Below are 19,073 nucleotides of genomic sequence, written 5' to 3' on the forward strand. Positions count from 1 at the left end.
AAGCACCTCCTTTAGTGCGCTCCGAGGACGGATTTGGTTACGGAGCTGGTCTTAAATAGGCTGAAACAGAGCAGAACGGTGTAGCCGACAATGCTCCAGATGGAATTGATTGCATCCCCGGAAATTGCCACGCTCTGGATCAGCACCGCGTAAATCGCCACGCAGATGAGGATGAGAAAGCCCTGAAAGCCCAGCGCAAACAGGCATCTCAGGTAGTTCTGCCCCATGTGCGATTGCTGGTGGTTGCCGAAGGTCGCCATCGGGATGGGTGCAAGGCTTACCATGCAGTAGATTTCAATCATACGCCCGTAGACGATCACAAAAATGATGATGCTCAATATCCGCATGGTGATTCCGATGAAGAAGGACTGCAAAAACAGCCCGAACAGGGGTCCTACATCCATCTGCATCAGGCTGGATTGCAGCATGGACAAACCAATGTCGTTGACGCGGGTGTTTCCGGCGATGATGCCGCTGGAATCGGACACAACTTTCTGCGTAAGGTCAAAGACTGCCATCACAATATCGAAGGTGTTGCTGATGAGCCACACCGAAACAGCGGTCTTGAAAATCCAGCGCATGATGAGGGCAGGCTCGAACTGCGCCATGTTGTTGTGCTGGGTGATCATCTCGATCAACTCATAACAGGCGATGAAGGTCAGGATGATGCCTGCAATGGGCAGCACCACATTCCGGGAGAGGGCTTCGATCATGGCGAAAACGCGCGGTTCAAAGCTGGAGGGCTTGGTGCCCACCTGCTGGGCGATATTGCCGACCTGCGTGTTCACATCGTCGAACAAACCGGAAAGGTTTGACATAATGCCTGCCGTCAGGATGCCTTTGATCCAGTCGGCAATGGCTTTAAGAACGGTTTCCATTCAGTCACCGTCCTTAGCTGAAGTGGTTGATGAGGGTCTTGAGAAGGTTCAGGAGAAAAATAATGTGGGTCAAAAACTGCATAAAAGCACCGCCTTTCGTTGATGGGTGGATAAACTAAAAGCACGATTTTTGCAGACAACATTCAAAAACTGCAAACCGCAGGGGGCTGTTGTGACGAAAAATCGTGCTATGGAAACAAAAAATGCCGACTGCTTTTCGGCAATCGGCATAGTAAAAATTCAGTTAAGCGAGCATCTTGCCCTCCAGATAGGAGCAGCGGAGATAATCAGGATTAGTGTAGTATACATTGGAATTGAAATCGGAAATCTCATCCGTGATAAACGACGAAAAAACGTCCAGAATTGCCTGTGCTGCATCATCATCCTTCATGGTGGACAGCACCAGCCCCTGGTACAGCATTCCGATGGAGGTTGCAGAAGGAACTTCGTAGCGGCACTCGGCTACGGTATCAAAATTACCGTTCGGAATGTTGAACCAATCAATCAGTTCTTCCGACACCTGTTCAAAGGATAAGCAGTGGTTTACCTCAGCAGCATAGAGCTGGTGTTCAATATCCTTTTTGGAGAAGCAGCGTATCACATCCTGCCGATGATTTTTGGTCTTGCGGGCAATGTATTCGATCAGGCTGCATACATAAAAAATATCATTCATCTGTTTTTCCGTCATGAATGTGTTCACTCCTCTCGAATGTTAGGCAGCGCAGAGCATTGGCAGTGTGAAAACTAATCTGGTGTGTCGGATGCTTGAATTTCGCCAATGCCCAAAATGCTTCACGGCTGATCTGCCCGGACGTAAATCCGTTGACGTAATCCCAAATGGTGTCGTCTGCCATGGGTCCCTCAACAATATCGTAGGGATGGGTTTCGCCTGCACGACATTTTGCAATAAAATCCAGCCATTCGTCCGACATTTCAGGGAAACGCAGGATTTTTAGGTCGGGATTTTCTACATAGCGATAGACGTTCACAAGGCCATCGGCAGAACGGCGGTCTGCCCAGCGGTAGGCTTGCTGATAGTTGTTCGTGCAGTAGAATCCCCAAGAAAAGTCTTTTGTATACCGTGTGATGCGGATTTCGGGATAGACAACTTCTTCTTTACTGCCATGATACAATAAAATCTCGCTCATCTGCTTCACCTTCTCTATGTGAGATCGTTACTATGGCTTTCCTTATTATAGTATGTACCGGGCGGCAATCGCCGCCCGCCGTTCTTAACCGAACAGACCGCTCAGCAGGGGAATCAGGGTAATGCCGACCAGCGCAACGCCGCCGCCAGCCATGAGCTGCTTCATGCCCTGAGACTTGGAGCCGGGGTTGTCGTTACCATAACCCTCCAGCAGATTGATAGCACCCCAAACGCCGAGACCGGCACCCAGAGCCACGACCAGAGTCTGAAGAACTTCGATAGCAGAGTTGAAGAATTCCATAGTCTTTTCTCCTTTATTATAAAGCGTTTTCGGTCATTTGTACACACCCGAAATCTTGTAGTTTTACGCTGCATAACCGCAGCAAGGCTGATTTTCTGGTGCACCTTTCTAGCCGGGATAAAAATAAAACCGCCTACCGGGTCAGGCAGACGGGAGTGAATCAGCATCAATCACAACAAATTCATCATTGGGATTGATTTTTTCTTTTCGGTTCAGATATTTTTCTATATCGAAGGTGTTTTTGGAGTCGTAGTCCGAGGTCAACTTGTAGTTGGGGTGCTGGGTCAGGTCGTATTTGTCCGAGAGAAACGGTCTGACGCCACGCAGCTGCAAAATACACTTGCCGCCGTCCAGCACCGCCAGCTCGTCCCGGCTCAATAATTCGTGCCCCATCTTCTGGAACGTAGTGCCGTAGCTGGGGCTGTTGCCACGGGTATCTGAGGTATTGAAGGCATCGATGGTCTCCTTGCCTAGCATTTCGGACAGGTCTTTCAGGGTGGTAGGCTCACTGCCGCCGAGGAAAATCTGGCTGTCCATGTTGCCTACGATGGTGTCCGCATTGTCTTTGTAGATGGCTTTCAACTGGCTTCTCGCCTGCAAAACAAGGCAGGCAGAGATTTCACGGCTGCGGATGGTCGCCACCAGCTTTTCCAGCTGCGGAATCTGCCCGATGTTGGCACACTCATCAATCAGACACCGCACATGGATGGGCAGCTTTCCGCCGTACACATCATCTGCCTTGTCACAGAGCAAATTGAAAAGCTGGGAGTAGATCATGCTGATAAGGAAATTAAAGGTGGAATCCGTGTCCGACATAATGAGGAACAGAGCTGTTTTCTTATCACCCAGCTTGTCCAGTTCCAGCTCATCGTACATGGTGAGATCACGCAGTTCTTGGATGTTGAAGGGCGCAAGCCTGGCACCGCAGGAAATCAGGATGGATTTTGCGGTCTTACCTGCAGCCAGCTTGTAAAGTTTGTACTGCCGCCCGGCAAAGCTGTTTGGCTTCTTTTTTGCCAGTTCTTCAAACAGCAGATCCACCGGGTTCTGATATTCCTCGTCCTCCTCCAGCACCTGCATGGTGTTGAGCATTTCCAGCAGCGTAGCAAAGTTTTGTTCCTCTACCGGGGCTTCATAATGCAGATAAGCGATAAGTGCTGTCAACAAAAGACGTTCGCTTTTTTCCCAGAAAGGGTCCCCGCCGGACCCTTCGCCCTTGGTGTTGGTCATCAGGGTCGTGACCAGTTTCAGAATGTCCTTTTCGCTGTGGACATAGGCGAAGGGGTTGTAGTGCATCGACTTTTTGAAGTTGATGGTGTTCAGGATTTTCACCTTATAGCCGTTCTTCAGCATGGCCTGTCCACATTCAAGCACGATAGTACCTTTTGGATCGGTGACCACATAGGAGCTGTGGCATTGCAGGAGGTTCGGCTTCAGCCAAAATCTCGTTTTGCCAGAGCCGGAGCCGCCGACCACCAGCACGTTTTTGTTTCGTGCATTTTTGGGGTCAGGTGGACGGTTGCTCATCATCAACCGTTCTGTTTTGGTTAAAATGATATTGTCGGAAAATTTGGGAGCCATGAACGGCTCGATGTCCTTGGCATTGCCCCACCGGGCAGAGCCGTACTCCATGCCGTGTCGGTACTTCTTTGCATTTTTGCTCCGCAAATATACGGCAAGCCGTAGTCCTGCGCCGCAGGAAAAGCCAATAAGCAAATCCAGCGGATGCAGACTGGGCAGCGGGTTCACAAATGCCACCGGGAAAGTTCCCATCATCGCCATGATTTTATCGCCCAACTCTTTGCCCTCGGCAAGCCGCCATGCTTCACCAAGGTTCGTTGCCACCAGCCCCAGCAGGATATAGGGCAGATACAGCGCAATCAGCTTCGTCAGCTTTTTCGTGGTCATAAGCCGCGTTCCTCCTGCTTGTGCCGGACTTTGCCGGGAAGTTCCGCTGCGGCCTGCACCAGTTCGTGCAGCTTTTCCAGCACGGAGGGACGCTTGGTTTTGCTCAGCAGGGATGCCGAATATTCTTTGAAAGCGGCATTGAACGCTTCCACATCCGGGGCTTTGAAAAAGACCAGATACCGGGGCGGCACTTCGGAACTGTCCTTACGGATGGCGTAGTCGATGCCGTACTTTTTGGCGTACCGCTCAAAGCCCTTAATGTTGGTTTTGTCGATTTCCACGCTGGAAACACCCCGGTTCTGCCGCAGAAGCATACGGACACTCTGCTTGCCGCTGGATTTATCGGCCAGTAATTTTGACTGATACTGCTGAAGTGCCGTTCGTCCAGCGTTCAGAATTGTCCGGGCGGTCAGCTTCGTGGTGGACACCACGATGTTGAATGTTTTCTGCTCGACTTCTTCCTGCAATTTCACCACCATCCCTTGCCGCCTGCATCAGCGCAGCCACGAAGAAGCCGCAGAGTGCGCCGAACTCAAAAAATGCGAAACCGATGAAAAAATTCAGCATAACACACCTCAGACGATGCAAATGCAGGGCAGCTTCTGATCGTCTGCCATGAGTGTAACGCTGTGGCTCGCCAGAAACTTCTGGAAACGGTACACGTCATCAATGGTAAGCGAAATGAAGTTCCCGTCCATGTTGGTGCGTACCAGAATGACCGGGCCAGTCAGGTAACGCTTGCCCGCCATCTTCAGAACCTGTGCCGGATTGTAGCAGAGCAGCAGCGAAGTGTCGGGAAGATGGATGCTGGCATCGCTTTCATCGAAGCAGGGCAGAATGTCAGGGGCTTCATCCAGAGTAATAACCGTCAGTTCCATATCTGGCGCAATGGCGGCAAAGTAGACTTCACCGGGCTTCTTGCCACCTGCCAGAATGGTGCAGATGCGCATATCAATGGTGATCTCCTCGGAACGAATCATACGAGTAGCGGTGTTGTTCATAGGCTTTTTCCTCCATGTTTGCAAAAGAAAAAGACCCAAAGTGGGTCTTGCGTTTTATCTGATCGTCAGCGTTCAGCTTCATGCTTGCGCTTTTTCATGCGCTGGTCGAGCATCTTGAGAATTGAATTTTCGATTTGTTCTGACGAATAGTTGCTCGGAAAATATTTTTTGATAGAATCGCTCCTGAATACAACTTTTTCGGTTTTACTTTCTTCCAAAAGCCCAATGATTTTTTCTTCCATCTCTCTCGGAGTAGAGCTTTCGGGAAAATATTTCCGCAGGGTATCGTTTTTTATAACAACTTTGTCCAATTCGTCCTTTTTCGGTTCACCCATCACGGCAAAGGCAACGTCATACGAGAAATGACCTTCCTGCGCCAGCTTTTTGAGCCGTTGCGCCTGTGAAAGCGATGGGGCGTTTTGCGTGTCAGCCATAGCTTCAAGAAAATCTCGCTGCTGGCTTTCATCAAGATAAGAGAGTTCCACCGCAGGGTTAAATGAGATTTTCTTTTCGTCTACCATGTCCAGCAGCTCAGGGATAAGGCTGGTCAGGCGGATAAAGCGGTGCACTTGATTTCGACTATCGCCAGCTTCCTGACCAACAATATCAAGGGCTTGCAACTTCATCCCAACTTGGGATGAAGTTAAATCCGACCTAGCACCTTGCCTTTTCAGTGCATCCAGTTTCATCTTATAGGCAAATGCCCGCTCACTCGGCAAAATCTGTTCGCGCTGAAGATTGGAATCAACCATGAGCAGAACGGCGGCATCGTCCGACATATCACGGACGATAACCGGTAGGGTTTTCAGTCTAGCAAGCTGTGCAGCGTGTTGGCGGCGATGGCCGGAAATGATTTCGTAGCCACCATCCGGGCGCGGACGAGCAATCAGCGGATTTGTGACACCCAACTGCTTTATGCTTTCTACTGTGCGCTGCATAGCTTCATCATCAAGCACCTTAAAGGGATGGTCTTTGAACGGATACAACTCATCAATGGGAATCTGCTGCACCTGCTCGCGCTGTTCTTCCTGCCGGGATTCTTCGGTGGAAAAAATATCATCGTAGCTGCTCAGACTGGCGTTTACGCTGCTTTTCGGCATCGGCCAGCACCTCCTTCGTCAGAGATTTATAGGCTTCTGCCACTTTGCCTTTCGGGTCATACTGGAAAATGCTTTTTCCGGTCGTGCTGGTTTCGGCAGCGCGGACAGAACGGGGAATTGTCTGGTCGAACACTTTCAAATGCTTTCCGTAGGCTTGCCGAATTAGATTGCTGATTTGCTGCCCATAGATGGTGCGGCTGTCCGTCATGGTGAGCAGGATGCCCTCAATTTTCAGTTTCGGGTTTATCTGCCGCCTTACTTTCTGCACTGTTTGAAGCAACTGCTCCAGCCCTTTTGCCGAAAGATATTGTGCTTGCACCGGAATCAGTGCGGAATCTGCCGCTGCCAGCGCATTGACCGTCAGCATACCGAGAGAGGGAGTGCAGTCAATCAGAATATAGTCGTACTCGCGTTTTGCGCTTTCCAACACCTGTTTCATCACTTTCTCCCGGCTCATGGTATTCACCAGAGCCACTTCCAGTCCGGCCAGTTCGATGTTGGCCGGGATAAGGTCAACGCCCTCCGCATGGTGCAGAATCCCTTCGCCGGGTGGAATACACTGGTCGTTCATGGCTTTCTGCATAAGAGTGGAGAGTGTAGTGGGCAGTGCATCCGGGTCTTGCCAGCCCATACTGACAGTAAGCGAACCCTGTGGGTCAGCGTCCACAAGCAGAACTTTCTTGCCCTCCATTGCAAGCCCTACGCCCAAATTTTCACAGGTGGTGGTTTTGCCCGTGCCGCCTTTCTGGTTGATAACGGCTATCGTTGTTGCCTTTTTGGAAATTTTCATCACCTCCGAGCTGCTAAATCATGGTTGACTTTGTTTTGATAATAGAGCTGTATTGTGGTTGGAGCATTGAATAGTGCGGCCAGAAGGTACTGCTTCATATTCCGTATCGGGGAAGTGTTCGCTGCCAGACAGTCCAGTACGAAGCGGATGTGGTCTGCATTCAACTTTTTTAGCCGACTGAGCACAACTTCGGCGGGCTTATCATCGCCAGCGATTCTTATGAGGTTACGCTTGCTGTCACAGGTGTCCACCAGCAAATCTACGATCTGATAGATGGTATCTTCATCATCCGGGTAAAGCCGGAGAAGAAGTTCTATCTCCAAAGAACGTGAAAAATATTCTTCGAGCAGTTTACGATTCTTCATTTTCTCCAATTCATCGGAAAGGATAGGATTCGTATTATTCCGCTCTGTCTTACTCTTTTTATTCTTATTACATCGTGATTTGGGCGGGTCTTGACAAGCGTTTTTAGGACTTCCAGAATCGTGATTTTCACGATTCTGGACACGCTCATTTGAAAGGTCTGACGAAAAGTTTTTCACATACACCAAACTTGGCTTTCCCAGACCTCGGCGTTTTCGTTCAATCAGACCAAACTTTTCAAGTTCCCGGAGCAGCTTGGTCGCTTTGTTGTCTGCGCAACACAATGCCCTCTTGACATCCTCGATCGTGAAGATGATGAACACCCGGTTTTGCTTGTCCAGCCAGCCGTTTTTCACCGACAGGCTCATGCGGTCCAGCAGGATACCATACAGGGTTTTGGCATCGGTTGACAGATTTTGAAACCGCTGCTCCTGAAACAGTGCTTTGGGGATGCGATAGAACGAAAAAAGTTTTCCGGCCTGTCCATAGAAGTAGTCGAGCGTCATACAGTTCTGTCAAGGATGAAAAAATGACGATGTTTCATTGACATGGTTGACAAATCCTCCTTATGAATAATTCGTGCAAACAAAAAAGCGCAATCTCGATTTTTGAAAATCGGAATTGCGCCATGTAACTTAGTAGGGGAGAATGGTCATTTGTCAGGGTCGGTTGACCACAATTTGACCACAAAAGAAACGAAACATCTTGACATCTAACGAAACAGAATGATAAAATAATTTTGAAATTTGATGATACTGCGTACAAGTGGTATCGGAGTGTCCATTGCGTTTTTGAGAGAAGCACAATGGGGTTCAAGAGGCCGTGAGTTCGATTCTCGCCACTCGGACCAAACAAAAATAATCCGAACTTGTTTCCGATAGGAGATGGGTTCGGATTATTTGTTTTCTTCGGAAAATTAGCGTTTGCGAAGCAATGAAAGCCCCAGTGGGGCTTTTAAGCGACGGAACGGTCTGCGTTAGCAGATGGAGGGGCTTTGCCCCGACAAGTTCCATGCAGGTGTCCGTGGAAGATGAAATCCGAAATCATAGATTGACCGACATAAGCCACAACATGATTTCAGGAGGACATGAACATGAAGTACGATGCAAGAGCTTGCAAATTCAACATGGACACCGGGTGCGTGGAACTGCTGCTCCGGGATGGGAGAAAAATTTCCATCGACTGCACCGGGGTCGAGGATGCGCTGGACGTGACCATGGCGCAGAGGTCGGAGTTAGACTACCTCATCTACAATGACCCGCTGGGCTATGCGGATTTGATTCTGAACGGTGACCCGGAGGAATATTTGAAGAATGTGGCTGGAAGCCATGGACTAGAAATCTAAATGAATGCTGGATATTACTGTTTTTTAACTGGTGATGTCCAGCATTTATTATTTGGTGTTGATCGATCCATTTTAATGGAATCTTTATACTTCTACAATTTTCTTTACGGCTCTTTTATCTATTCCATGCTAATCTTTATGCACACGGATAGGTAAAGGAGCTTTTATGATTCAATATCCTCGTTACAAGCGGCACCGTTTTTCTTCTTTTCAGGTTATTATTGCAGGCTTTGCGGCAGTCGATCTGGTGGGCGCATTGCTTCTGATGCTCCCGATCGCTGCACAGCAGCGGTGCGTCACACCGTTCCATGAGGCACTGTTTACCTCCACCTCTGCCCTTTGTGTGACCGGACTTGTGGTTCAGGATACCGGCAGCTACTGGTCGGCTTTTGGGCAAAGCGTGATCCTTCTTCTGATCCAGATCGGAGGATTGGGCGTCATTACGGTGGGCGCTGCCTTTGCGCTGCTTTCCGGGCGAAAGATCTCCCTCAAGCAGCGTAGCACGATGCAGGAAGCTACTGCTGCCCCGCAGATGGGCGGCATCGTGCGGCTGACAGGCTTTATTCTGCGGATCACCGCCCTGTTTGAATTGGTCGGTGCTGCACTGCTGCTGCCGACGTTCTGCGCCGATTATGGTTTGCGCGGGATCTGGTACGCGTTGTTTCATTCCATTTCGGCGTTCTGCAATGCCGGCTTTGACCTGCTGGGAACAGAGGGTGCAAAATTTGTTTCGCTGACACGGTATGCAGGAAACCCATTGCTTACCACAGTGATCGCGGCCCTGATCGTCTTTGGCGGACTTGGCTTTCTGACATGGGAGGATATTTGTACATATCGCCTTGATTTTCACCGCTATCGGATGCAGAGCAAGGTGATCCTTGTCACAACGGCATTTCTTCTGGTACTGCCGACGCTGTACTTTTATTGCTTCGAGTTCACGGCAGGCTCTGCCCGGCAGCGCATTTTATTGTCGATGTTTCAATCCGTTACCCCCCGTACTGCCGGTTTTAACACCGCCGATCTTGCTGCGATGGGCAGCACTTCACAGGCATTGATGGTGGTTCTGATGCTGTTAGGCGGTTCGCCCGGCTCTACGGCAGGCGGCATGAAAACCACAACATTTGCCGTTCTGCTGGCCAATATGTGGGCGACCTTCCGCCGCAGAGAAGATGCCGAATTTTTCGGGCGGCGCATAGATGGTTCTGCGGTCAAGAATGCTGCCACGATCGCAGGGATGTATTTGACGCTGTTCTTCCTCGGAGCCTTTGTCATTGCTGCGGCCGAGCAGCTGCCGATGTCAGTCTGTCTGTATGAGACTGCTTCGGCTGTGGCAACGGTGGGTCTGACATTGGGCATCACGCCGCAGTTGGGCATCCTTTCGCAGGGGGTGCTGATCGCACTGATGTTTTTGGGACGTGTTGGTGGATTGACGTTGATCTATGCGGCATTTGGCAGCAGCCCTGCCCACTCTCGTCTGCCGCAGGAGAAGATCGCAATCGGATAAAGGAGACAAGTATGAAATCGATTCTTTTGATTGGGCTTGGCCGTTTTGGCCGCCATATTGCGCAGGAACTGAATGAGCTGGGTCATCAGGTCATGGCAATCGACAACAACGAAGACCGTGTGAACGCCGTGCTTTCCTATGTGACGAATGCACAGATCGGTGACAGCACCAGCGAATACTTTCTGCGTTCCCTTGGTGTCGGCAATTTTGATGTGTGCATCGTAACCATCGGCGGTAATTTTCAAAACTCGCTGGAAACCACTTCACTGCTCAAAGAATTGGGGGCAAAGCTTGTGGTCTCGCGTGCAGAGCGGGATGTACAAGCCAAGTTTCTGCTGCGCAACGGTGCGGATGAAGTGGTCTACCCGGAAAAGCAGCTGGCAAAGTGGGCGGCGATCCGATACAGCTCCGAACACATTCTGGATTATATCGAGCTGCAGGACGACCACGCTATCATGGAAGTGACCATTCCGCCGGAATGGATGGATCGCACGATCGGTGAGATCAATATCCGAAAAAAGTATAACATCAACATTCTTGCGCTGAAAAAAGACGGAAAGCTCGATATGAGCATCACGCCGGATACGCAGCTGTGCCGGGATGAAAGTATGCTGGTTTTGGGAAAATACGCATCGATCCAGAAGTGTTTCCGGCTCTGAAAAGATAGGACGGATCATATGGATGTCGTTTTGTTACTGATGGTTCTTGGAGTCATGTTGAGTGGTTTTTGGGCAGCAGATGCGCTGGATCACATGCGGAAGGAGATCCTTCAACAGGAAGGAAAAAGACGTGGCTGGTGGTCGTGACCATCAAATTGTGCTATACTGTGGGCAAGGCAGGTGATTTTTATGAATCAGAACGACCCACCCACTGAACATATTCTGGCGTGTCTGTCGTCCTCTCCCTCCAATGCAAAGATCGTGCGGACGGCAGCAACGATGGCAAAGGCGTTTGGAGGGACCTTTACAGCTCTGTATGTCCGGACTCCGGATTCGGATCAGATGGGACAAGAAGACTGTCGGCGCTTGCAGCAGCACATTCGTATGGCAGAGCAGGCAGGTGCCGACATTTCTACGATCTATGGGGATGACATTCCGCAGCAGATCGCAGAGTTTGCCCGCATCTCCGGCATTACAAAAATCGTACTGGGGAGCTCCAGCGTACATCGCCGCCATTTCTGGAGTGGACCGTCACTGACTGAAAAATTGACGATGACTGCGCCTAATCTGGATATTTACATCATCCCGGATGCTTCTGCAGAGAACGGCTACGGTTCAGGACGGAAGCTGTTCACCCGTCCGCTTCTGCCGTCTGTCCGTGATCTTCTGATTACCGCAGGCATCCTGAGCTGCATCACGCTCATCGGCTTCTTTTTCCTGCAGCTGGACTTTGCGCGTTATAACATTATTATGCTCTATATGCTGGGGATGCTGTTCACCGCATTGTGTACCAGCGGTTACACCTGCGGTGTGCTGGGGTCCGTTGCCAGTGTTGCGCTGTACAATTTTTTTCTGACGGAACCGCGCCTGACATTCCATGCGTATGACCCCGGTTATCAGGTTACGTTTGCCCTGATGCTGACCTCTGCAATGATTACCTGTACGTTGACGACACGGTTGAAAGACCATGCAAAAATGTCTGCGCAGGCAGCATTCCGGACAAAAGTACTATTTGATACGAATCAGCTTTTACAGAAAGCCAAAAGTGAAGAAGAAATCTTTTCGCTGACAGCTTCCCAGCTGATGAAGCTGCTGAACCGGAGTCTGATCGTCTACCTGGAACAAAACGGAGGTCTTGGGGCAGAACAGGTTTTTGGAGTTGACGGGGAAACGGCGCAAAACATCTTTTCTGCACCGGAAGAACGGGATGCAGCAAATTGGACGTTTGCCAACAAAAAGCGTTCCGGTGCAGGCACGGATAGCTACCCGGATGCAAAGGGACTTTATCTTGCACTTCGGACCGGAGGCGGCGTGTTTGGAGTGATCGGGATCGATCTGTCCGAAAAACCGCTGGATGCCTTTGAAAACAGTGTGCTGCTTTCCATTCTGGGCGAAGGTGCGCTGGCCATTGAAAACCGCAGAAATGCGCTGGAAAAAGAGCAGGCAACCGTGCAGGCAAAAAATGAAGAGCTGCGGGCAAATCTGCTGCGCACGATCTCGCATGATCTGCGCACCCCGCTGACCTCCATTTCCGGCAATGCCAGCAATCTGCTTTCCAACGGAGAAACGCTGGATACAGAGACCCGGAACAAGATCTGCACCGATATTTTTGACGATGCACAATGGCTGATTGGTCTGGTGGAAAATCTGCTTTCTATCACCCGCATTGAGGATGGGCGGATGAATCTGCAGATCTCGCCGCAGCTGATGGACGAAATGATCGAAGAAGCGCTGCACCATGTCAACCGGAAAAGCTGCGAACACACCATCACAACACAGTATGGGGACGAGATCCTTCTGGTCAATGTGGATGCACGGCTGATCATGCAGGTCGTTGTCAATTTGGTGGATAACGCTATCAAATACACCCCCGTGGGCTCGGTCATTCAGATTTCGGCTTACCGGAAAGACCATCAGGTCGTAGTGGAAGTGGCAGATAACGGCCCCGGTATTCCGGATCGAGCAAAAGCACAGGTGTTCGAGATGTTTTATACCGGGCAGAGCCGCATCGCAGACAGCCACCGCAGCCTTGGACTGGGCTTGCCCCTCTGCCGTGCAATCTTGACGGCTCACGGTGGAACATTGACCCTGCGTGACAACATTCCCAATGGCAGTGTCTTTTCCTTTGCATTGCCGCAAAGCGAGGTGAATATTCATGAATAAGCCGTCCATTCTGGTCGTAGAGGATGATGTTCCTGTACGGTGTCTGATCACAACGACCCTGAAGACCCACGGCTATAAATATCTGACTGCTTCCAATGGGGAAACGGCGATCATGATGACTACCAGCCACAATCCGGACATCATGCTGCTGGATCTTGGGCTGCCCGATATAGACGGCATCGAGGTCATCCGCAGCGTCCGCACATGGTCGAACCTGCCCATCATTGTCCTGAGTGCCCGGAGCGAAGATTCTGATAAGATCGAGGCACTGGACAACGGCGCAGACGATTATCTGACAAAGCCGTTTTCCGTGGACGAGCTGCTGGCAAGACTGCGTGTAACGCAGCGCCGATTGAATCTGCTGGCTTCTGACGGCATAAACAGTCCGGTTTTTGTCAATGGTCCTTTAAAGATCGACTTCTCGGCCGGGTGCGTCTGGCTGGGTGAGAATGAATTGCATCTGACCCCCATCGAGTACAAACTGCTGTGTGTGCTGGCGCATAATGTGGGCAAGGTGCTGACGCATACCTCCCTCACGCAGAAAGTATGGGGCAGTACGCAGGAAAATGACATTGCTTCCTTGCGAGTTTACATGGCATCCCTGCGCAAAAAATTGGAACGATACCCGGATGCGCCGCATCTGATCCAGACCCATGTTGGTGTCGGATACCGGATGCTGCGCGCAGAAAATGATGAAGCATAGTAAAAAAAACAGGGTGCGCCCTGCGGACGCACCCTGCAAAAGACCACAGACAAGCGATATGTACAACAGGGCGTTCCCCGTGCTGGGTGTTCGTAAAACAGTTTTTGAGAACCAACACGGCAACTGCCGGTCAGGATTGGTTACGAGTACCCGGCTAGACCGAGGGAGCATCTAAATCGGAAGTTATGGGAGGGAAGCTCAATGGAGGAACGGACATATCAGACCCGTTGCGGAACGATTCGCTATTGGGTGAGTGTGTCAAACCCGGATGCAATTACGCTTGTTTTTCTGCCGGGATTGACTGCGGATCATCGATTGTTTGATAAGCAGATTCAGTATTTTGAGAACAGGTATAATGTTATCGTCTGGGATACGCCGGCACACGGTTCCTCATGGCCGTTTCAATTTGATTTTGATCTGTTCGATAAGGCAAAATGGCTGAACGATATCTTAAACCAAGAAGGAATCACAAAGCCTGTCATTGTCGGGCAGTCTATGGGTGGATATGTGGGACAGGCTTATGCGCAGCTTTACCCAGACAAAATGACAGGCTTTGTCTCCATTGATTCTGCACCGCTGCAACGAAGCTATGTGACGGCAGTTGAAATTTGGCTTTTGAAACGGATGGAACCGGTATATGCTCACTATCCGTGGAAATGGCTCCTGAAATCGGGGTCGGAAGGCGTTGCCACGTCTGATTACGGTAGAAATCTCATGCGTGAAATAATGCTGACTTATGACGGCAATCAGAAACGCTATGCACAAATTGCCGGACATGGTTTTCGTATTTTGGCAGCGGCTATGGAGAAGGACCTGCCGTATGAGATCAAGTGTCCGGTGTTGCTGATATGCGGCACACAAGATCACGCGGGTTCGTGTATACGGTACAACAAAGCATGGCATCGCAATACGAAAATTCCTTTGACGTGGATAGAAGGAGCAGGGCACAATTCCAATACAGACAAACCCGAACAGGTGAATCGTTTGATAGAGGAATTTGTTGCTGATATTTTATAATAGACAACTTCCAGTTTGCCGTAAACAATCTTAGCAGGGTTTGGGGTGGGACCGCGTTTGCGAAGCGCAGCGGAGCAATGAAAGCCCCAGTGGGGCTTTTAAGCGGTAGCGCGGTCTGCGACAGCAGATGGAGGGGCGTTGTCCGGCTCGCCCACAGAAAGCGTGAGGTCATGGCACGGTAATTTGCTGCAGCGCATCATCTCCTCTACGCTCCCAGCGTCCTCAAAGGACGATTTGATGGGTGTGTAGGGATAAGCTGTAAAAAGAAGCATGGACGCCCCCGAAAAGGAGAGCGTCCATGCTTCTTGCTGTATCCGAATGGAGGAGATTGCGAAATCAGTGATTGTCCGGGCAGACGATTTCCAGCATCTGATCGAAAACCTCTTCCATCTGCCGCACCAGTGTGAACTGGGTGCGGGCGCGGTCGAGGTTGTGATCCGGGCGAGCAATATGGAAATAATGGTCGCCCTCCAGATAGTCAGTCAGAAAACGGATGCCGCATTCCAGCGTCATGAGCCTTGCACCCCATGCAAGACTCTTTTTTTCTGCCATGCTCATGGATGCCCCGGCAGTGGAGAGATACCCTTTGGCGAACACTTCGTACAGATGCAGGTCAAAATGGACTTTGCTCTGGTCAGGTTCGTCCTCAGCGCAGTCGTTGGCACCGGTGCGGATGGAATCGCCGAAGTCGTAGGCCGAAAGTCCCGGCATCACGGTGTCGAGGTCAATGACACAGATGCCTTTTCCGGTAGCGGCATCGATGAGGACATTGTTGATCTTGGTGTCATTGTGGGTGACGCGCAGAGGAATTTCGCCAGCTGCCAGCTGATCCAGCAGGACATGGCAGTCTTTCTCCCGCGCATGGATAAATTCGATTTCCGGCGCAATGTTCTTTGCGCGGCCCAGTGCATCGGCGGCGAGGGCTTTTTCAAAATTGGCATAGCGGTTGGGCGTGTCGTGGAAACGGGCAATTGTCTCGTGGAGGGTGGAGGCCGGGTAATCCGCCAGCTGGTTCTGGAACTTGCCCAGCGTCTCGGCCACGGTGCAGAAATCGGCTTCGCTGCCGACCCGCTGCAAACAGATGGTATCTTCTACAAAGTCATAGGCACGCCATGCACCGCCATCGGCATCCAGATAGCAGCAGCCGCCGGTCAGGGTGGGGATGACGTTCAACGTTTCCCGTATGGGGTCGCCGCCCTCGGCAAGAATTTTCGCCCGCAGATGCCGGGTCACGCCGCAGACATTCTCCATCAGGCCCACCGGGTTAGTAAAGGTATCTGTGTTGATGCGCTGCAAAATAAAGCGTTTGGAATGATCTTCCCGCCAGACCACAAAGGTGTCGTTGATATGCCCCTCACCATAGTGGTGAGCATCGCAGAGCACAGGCCCGCCAAAATCAAAGGCATTTGCAGCAGACTGGAGCAAAGAAAGGGTAACGGATTTCATCATAAATTCCTCGTTTTCGTTATACTTCATGCCGTTTTGTCGGGGCGGGGCGTTTTCCCTGCCGCGTCTGACGGCGGTATTCGTTGGGGGTCATGCCCTCCGCCTTGCGGAAGCACTGGGAGAAATAGCTGGGGGAGGAAAAGCCCATCAGCTCGCTGATCTGCGCCAGACTGTAGCTGGTGTTGCCTAGCATATGCTTGCTCTCCTCAATGCGGCGGCGGTTCAGGTAAGTAATGGGGGAAATGCCGTACTCCCGCTGGAAGGTGTGGGCCAGATAGTATTTGTTGATGTGGGCGATTTCAGCAAGGATATCCAGCGAGATATCCTCGCGGTAGTTGGTGTCCAGATACCGCTTGATCTCCACACACTCCCGGCTGTCGGAGCAGGGCGTTTCCTCTACCTGCAAAGAAAGCGTGGTACACCGCACTAGCCAGATCAGCAGTACCTCCAGCAGGTCCTGACAAACGGTCTCGCAGCCGTCTAAGCTGCGGTCGGCCTCGGCCAGCAGCATGTGCAGCAACGTGACCATCCGCTCCCGGTTCTCCCGGCAATTGAAGATGGCGTAGGAAGAATCTGATTTTCCAAATAAGATCTCGATGCCAGCAACGCCCAATACAATGTATTCCAGCGGTGAAGCATTCAGGCTCAACTCGGTATGCTCTACCTGCGGATTGACGATAATCATATCATCCGGTTTGACCGGATAAAGCTGACCGCTTAAATAAAACTGACCTTCTCCGCTCAGACAGTAGAACAGCTCCGTGCAGGAGTGGGTGTGGGTGGTACTGTTCCAATCGCCGCCAAATTTGCTTTTGCTGATGTACAGCAGCCGGAAGGATTCCCGCGGAGCGGGCGCGTGGCGGATATCAAAGCGCTGGGTACTCATAAATGGCTCCTTTTGAGGCGAAGAACAAAAAACATAAAAATAAAAGCAAGATACTAAAAATACGAGCTTAAAAACGATGCGTTGATTCGTACGTTTTTTCTTATTATAGAGGCAATGAAGAAAAAATGCAAGCCCTGATTTTTGGATAGGATCAATACTTTTGCCTTTGATTGCGTGAAAAATATGTCAAATTGGTTACAGATGGGGAAATGTTCCAAAACAATCCGACCAATTTTAGTGCTTTTGCTGAAAGAATTTCCAAAAAAGCAATATTTCTAAAAAATGAAACAACAAAGACCTTGTTGCGAACCGTAAAAACCTCTATATTGGAACCAGAAAAAACCACAGCCCTCTCGGACGAAGCCTGTTTGCCCCGGCTGTGTTTTGAACGGAATTTTATGATGGAGGATACACTATGAAACGCATTTCTCGTCGTAATTTCCTGAAGGCGGCCGGCGTTGGCGCCGCTGCACTGGGTCTGGCTGCCTGCGGCGGCTCTTCCAGCTCCACCGCGTCCAGCACGGCATCTTCTGCCGCTACTTCTTCCGCAGTGGCTGCGGACGTCACCATCAAGGTAGCCGCCATCGAGACCGGCTATGGCGCTGAGATGTGGAAGAAGGTCGCCGAGGCCTTTACCGCACAGACCGGCATCAAGGTGGACCTGACCACCGACAAGAAGCTGGAGGACGTCATCGGCCCCTCCATGCAGGGCGGCGACTACCCCGACGTGGTCCATCTGGCCACCGGCCGTGAAGCTGCCTTGACCGAGCAGTTCATCAAGGGCAACCTGATCGCCGACATCACCGATGTGCTGAGCATGACCGTGCCCGGCGAGAGCAAGAAGGTGAGCGAGAAGATCGCCGGCGGCTTTACCGACACCTCCCTGACCAACCCCTACGGCGACGGCAAAACCTATCTGGCTCCCATGTTCTACAGCCCCTGCGGCCTGTTCTACAACGCCGGTTTCCTGAAGGAAAAGGGCTGGGACGTGCCCAAGACCTGGGACGAGATGTGGGCACTGGGCGACAAGGCTGCCGCTGAGGGCACCTACCTGTTCACCTACCCCACCACCGGCTACTTCGACGCATTCTTCTATGCGCTGATGTACGCTGCCGGCGGCCCGGAGTTCTTCAACAAGGCCACCCACTACACCGAGGGCATCTGGGACACCCCCGAGGCAAAGACCTGCTTTGATATCGTGGCAAAGCTGGCTTCCTACACCAACCCCATTACCCCCGCACAGGCCAACGATCAGGACTTTACCCAGAACCAGCAGCTGGTGCTGGACAACAAGGCCCTGTTCATGCCCAACGGCACCTGGATCGTGGGCGAGATGGCCGAGGCTCCCCGTGCAGACGGCTTTGAGTGGGGCATGACCGCCCTGCCCGCTGTCAAGGCCGGCGGCGATGGTTACAGCTACACCTGGTTCGAGCAGGCATGGATCCCCGCCGGTGCCGAGCATCAGGATGCCGCCAAGCAGTTCGTAGCTTACCTGTACAGCGACGAAGCCTGCAAGCTGTTTGCCGAGAGCGGCGCTATCCAGCCTGTGCTGGGCATCGCCGACAGTCTGGAAGGCGACAACAAGATGTTCTACTCCATCTACGACAACGGCGCAAAGGCCGCCATGGGCAACTTTGCAGCCTTCAGTGCCATCCCCGGCGTGGAAGTGCGCACCGTGTTCTTCGACCCTGTTAACTCTCTGGTGTCCGGCAGCATGACCGAGCAGCAGTGGATCGACGGCATCAAGTCCGCCAGCGACCAGATGCGCGCCAACATCATCGAGTAATTAAGCCCTGCCCAGCGGGGGCGGTTTTTACCGCCTCCGCTTTTTTGGGCTGTACAGTACCATCAAGAAAGGAGCG

The 19,073-nt window shown here is 51.4% G+C and carries 21 protein-coding genes; 8 read left to right on the forward strand and 13 right to left on the reverse strand.

Going from position 1 to position 19,073, the window contains the following annotated elements; genetic code table 11:
• Window positions 1-11: 11 nt before the first annotated feature.
• The 10 genes from ACNQFG_RS07250 to ACNQFG_RS07295 form a co-directional block, all read right to left on the reverse strand.
• A complete protein-coding gene (locus ACNQFG_RS07250) occupies window positions 12-878 on the reverse strand; it encodes a VirB6/TrbL-like conjugal transfer protein, CD1112 family (protein ID WP_423405845.1) in 867 nt (288 codons plus the stop codon).
• Window positions 879-1,122: 244 nt separating this feature from the next.
• On the reverse strand, window positions 1,123-1,566 hold the full coding sequence (locus tag ACNQFG_RS07255; protein WP_423406457.1) for a hypothetical protein: 444 nt from the start codon (window positions 1,564-1,566) through the stop codon (window positions 1,123-1,125).
• Window positions 1,544-2,026 (reverse strand): DUF3990 domain-containing protein, encoded by a 483-nt coding sequence (locus tag ACNQFG_RS07260; RefSeq protein WP_423406458.1) that lies wholly within the window; start codon window positions 2,024-2,026, stop codon window positions 1,544-1,546. Before ACNQFG_RS07260 ends, ACNQFG_RS07255 begins: the two co-directional genes overlap by 23 nt.
• A gap of 84 nt (window positions 2,027-2,110) precedes the next feature.
• Window positions 2,111-2,326, reverse strand: a complete 216-nt coding sequence (locus ACNQFG_RS07265; protein ID WP_055186938.1) for a Maff2 family mobile element protein — start codon at window positions 2,324-2,326, stop codon at window positions 2,111-2,113.
• Window positions 2,327-2,467: 141 nt separating this feature from the next.
• Window positions 2,468-4,234, reverse strand: coding sequence for a VirD4-like conjugal transfer protein, CD1115 family (locus ACNQFG_RS07270; protein ID WP_423406459.1), 1,767 nt, complete (start codon window positions 4,232-4,234; stop codon window positions 2,468-2,470).
• Entirely contained in the window at window positions 4,231-4,701 is a 471-nt protein-coding gene (locus ACNQFG_RS07275) for a PcfB family protein (RefSeq protein ID WP_373423749.1), read from the reverse strand. The genes ACNQFG_RS07270 and ACNQFG_RS07275 overlap by 4 nt, the downstream gene beginning before the upstream one ends.
• A 108-nt stretch (window positions 4,702-4,809) precedes the next feature.
• Window positions 4,810-5,235, reverse strand: coding sequence for a hypothetical protein (locus ACNQFG_RS07280; RefSeq protein WP_015565006.1), 426 nt, complete (start codon window positions 5,233-5,235; stop codon window positions 4,810-4,812).
• A 65-nt stretch (window positions 5,236-5,300) separates the two neighbouring features.
• Window positions 5,301-6,335, reverse strand: coding sequence for a ParB/RepB/Spo0J family partition protein (locus ACNQFG_RS07285; RefSeq protein WP_423406460.1), 1,035 nt, complete (start codon window positions 6,333-6,335; stop codon window positions 5,301-5,303).
• Window positions 6,292-7,125, reverse strand: a complete 834-nt coding sequence (locus ACNQFG_RS07290) for a ParA family protein (RefSeq protein WP_423406461.1) — start codon at window positions 7,123-7,125, stop codon at window positions 6,292-6,294. Before ACNQFG_RS07290 ends, ACNQFG_RS07285 begins: the two co-directional genes overlap by 44 nt.
• Window positions 7,125-7,994, reverse strand: a complete 870-nt coding sequence (locus ACNQFG_RS07295; RefSeq protein WP_423406462.1) for a DUF6017 domain-containing protein — start codon at window positions 7,992-7,994, stop codon at window positions 7,125-7,127. Before ACNQFG_RS07295 ends, ACNQFG_RS07290 begins: the two co-directional genes overlap by 1 nt.
• A 587-nt stretch (window positions 7,995-8,581) precedes the next feature.
• Between ACNQFG_RS07295 and ACNQFG_RS07300 the strand changes: the two genes are divergently transcribed.
• The 6 genes from ACNQFG_RS07300 to ACNQFG_RS07325 all read left to right on the forward strand — a co-directional run bounded on the left by ACNQFG_RS07300 (window position 8,582) and on the right by ACNQFG_RS07325 (window position 14,879).
• A complete protein-coding gene (locus ACNQFG_RS07300; protein ID WP_423406463.1) occupies window positions 8,582-8,833 on the forward strand; it encodes a DUF6061 family protein in 252 nt (83 codons plus the stop codon).
• A gap of 166 nt (window positions 8,834-8,999) precedes the next feature.
• Complete coding sequence (locus ACNQFG_RS07305) at window positions 9,000-10,337, forward strand: TrkH family potassium uptake protein (protein WP_207698417.1); 1,338 nt, start codon at window positions 9,000-9,002, stop codon at window positions 10,335-10,337.
• 11 nt (window positions 10,338-10,348) lie between these two features.
• Window positions 10,349-10,996 (forward strand): potassium channel family protein, encoded by a 648-nt coding sequence (locus ACNQFG_RS07310; protein WP_298638328.1) that lies wholly within the window; start codon window positions 10,349-10,351, stop codon window positions 10,994-10,996.
• A 279-nt stretch (window positions 10,997-11,275) separates the two neighbouring features.
• A complete protein-coding gene (locus tag ACNQFG_RS07315) occupies window positions 11,276-13,159 on the forward strand; it encodes a DUF4118 domain-containing protein (RefSeq protein ID WP_337679439.1) in 1,884 nt (627 codons plus the stop codon).
• Complete coding sequence (locus ACNQFG_RS07320; protein WP_005943328.1) at window positions 13,152-13,862, forward strand: response regulator; 711 nt, start codon at window positions 13,152-13,154, stop codon at window positions 13,860-13,862. Before ACNQFG_RS07315 ends, ACNQFG_RS07320 begins: the two co-directional genes overlap by 8 nt.
• Before the next feature lie 201 nt (window positions 13,863-14,063).
• The gene (locus ACNQFG_RS07325) at window positions 14,064-14,879 is read left to right on the forward strand and encodes an alpha/beta fold hydrolase (protein WP_423406464.1); all 816 of its coding nucleotides are present in this window, start codon (window positions 14,064-14,066) and stop codon (window positions 14,877-14,879) included.
• Window positions 14,880-14,977: 98 nt separating this feature from the next.
• Here the strand turns inward: ACNQFG_RS07325 and ACNQFG_RS07330 are convergent, their stop codons facing one another.
• The 3 genes from ACNQFG_RS07330 to ACNQFG_RS07340 form a co-directional block, all read right to left on the reverse strand.
• Window positions 14,978-15,151: a hypothetical protein gene (locus ACNQFG_RS07330; RefSeq protein ID WP_423406465.1), complete on the reverse strand. Its 174-nt coding sequence runs from the start codon at window positions 15,149-15,151 to the stop codon at window positions 14,978-14,980.
• A gap of 64 nt (window positions 15,152-15,215) precedes the next feature.
• Complete coding sequence (locus ACNQFG_RS07335) at window positions 15,216-16,355, reverse strand: phosphotransferase enzyme family protein (protein WP_423406466.1); 1,140 nt, start codon at window positions 16,353-16,355, stop codon at window positions 15,216-15,218.
• The gene (locus tag ACNQFG_RS07340; protein WP_423406467.1) at window positions 16,345-17,211 is read right to left on the reverse strand and encodes a helix-turn-helix domain-containing protein; all 867 of its coding nucleotides are present in this window, start codon (window positions 17,209-17,211) and stop codon (window positions 16,345-16,347) included. The genes ACNQFG_RS07335 and ACNQFG_RS07340 overlap by 11 nt, the downstream gene beginning before the upstream one ends.
• Before the next feature lie 191 nt (window positions 17,212-17,402).
• Here ACNQFG_RS07340 and ACNQFG_RS07345 point away from each other — a divergent pair, with 191 nt between their 5' ends.
• On the forward strand, window positions 17,403-17,630 hold the full coding sequence (locus ACNQFG_RS07345; RefSeq protein WP_423406468.1) for a hypothetical protein: 228 nt from the start codon (window positions 17,403-17,405) through the stop codon (window positions 17,628-17,630).
• Window positions 17,627-18,997 (forward strand): carbohydrate ABC transporter substrate-binding protein, encoded by a 1,371-nt coding sequence (locus ACNQFG_RS07350; RefSeq protein ID WP_423406469.1) that lies wholly within the window; start codon window positions 17,627-17,629, stop codon window positions 18,995-18,997. The genes ACNQFG_RS07345 and ACNQFG_RS07350 overlap by 4 nt, the downstream gene beginning before the upstream one ends.
• Window positions 18,998-19,073 lie beyond the last annotated feature (76 nt).

The sequence above is a fragment of the Faecalibacterium prausnitzii genome (assembly GCF_049532945.1).
Taxonomy (GTDB): Bacteria; Bacillota; Clostridia; order Oscillospirales; family Ruminococcaceae; genus Faecalibacterium; species Faecalibacterium prausnitzii_N.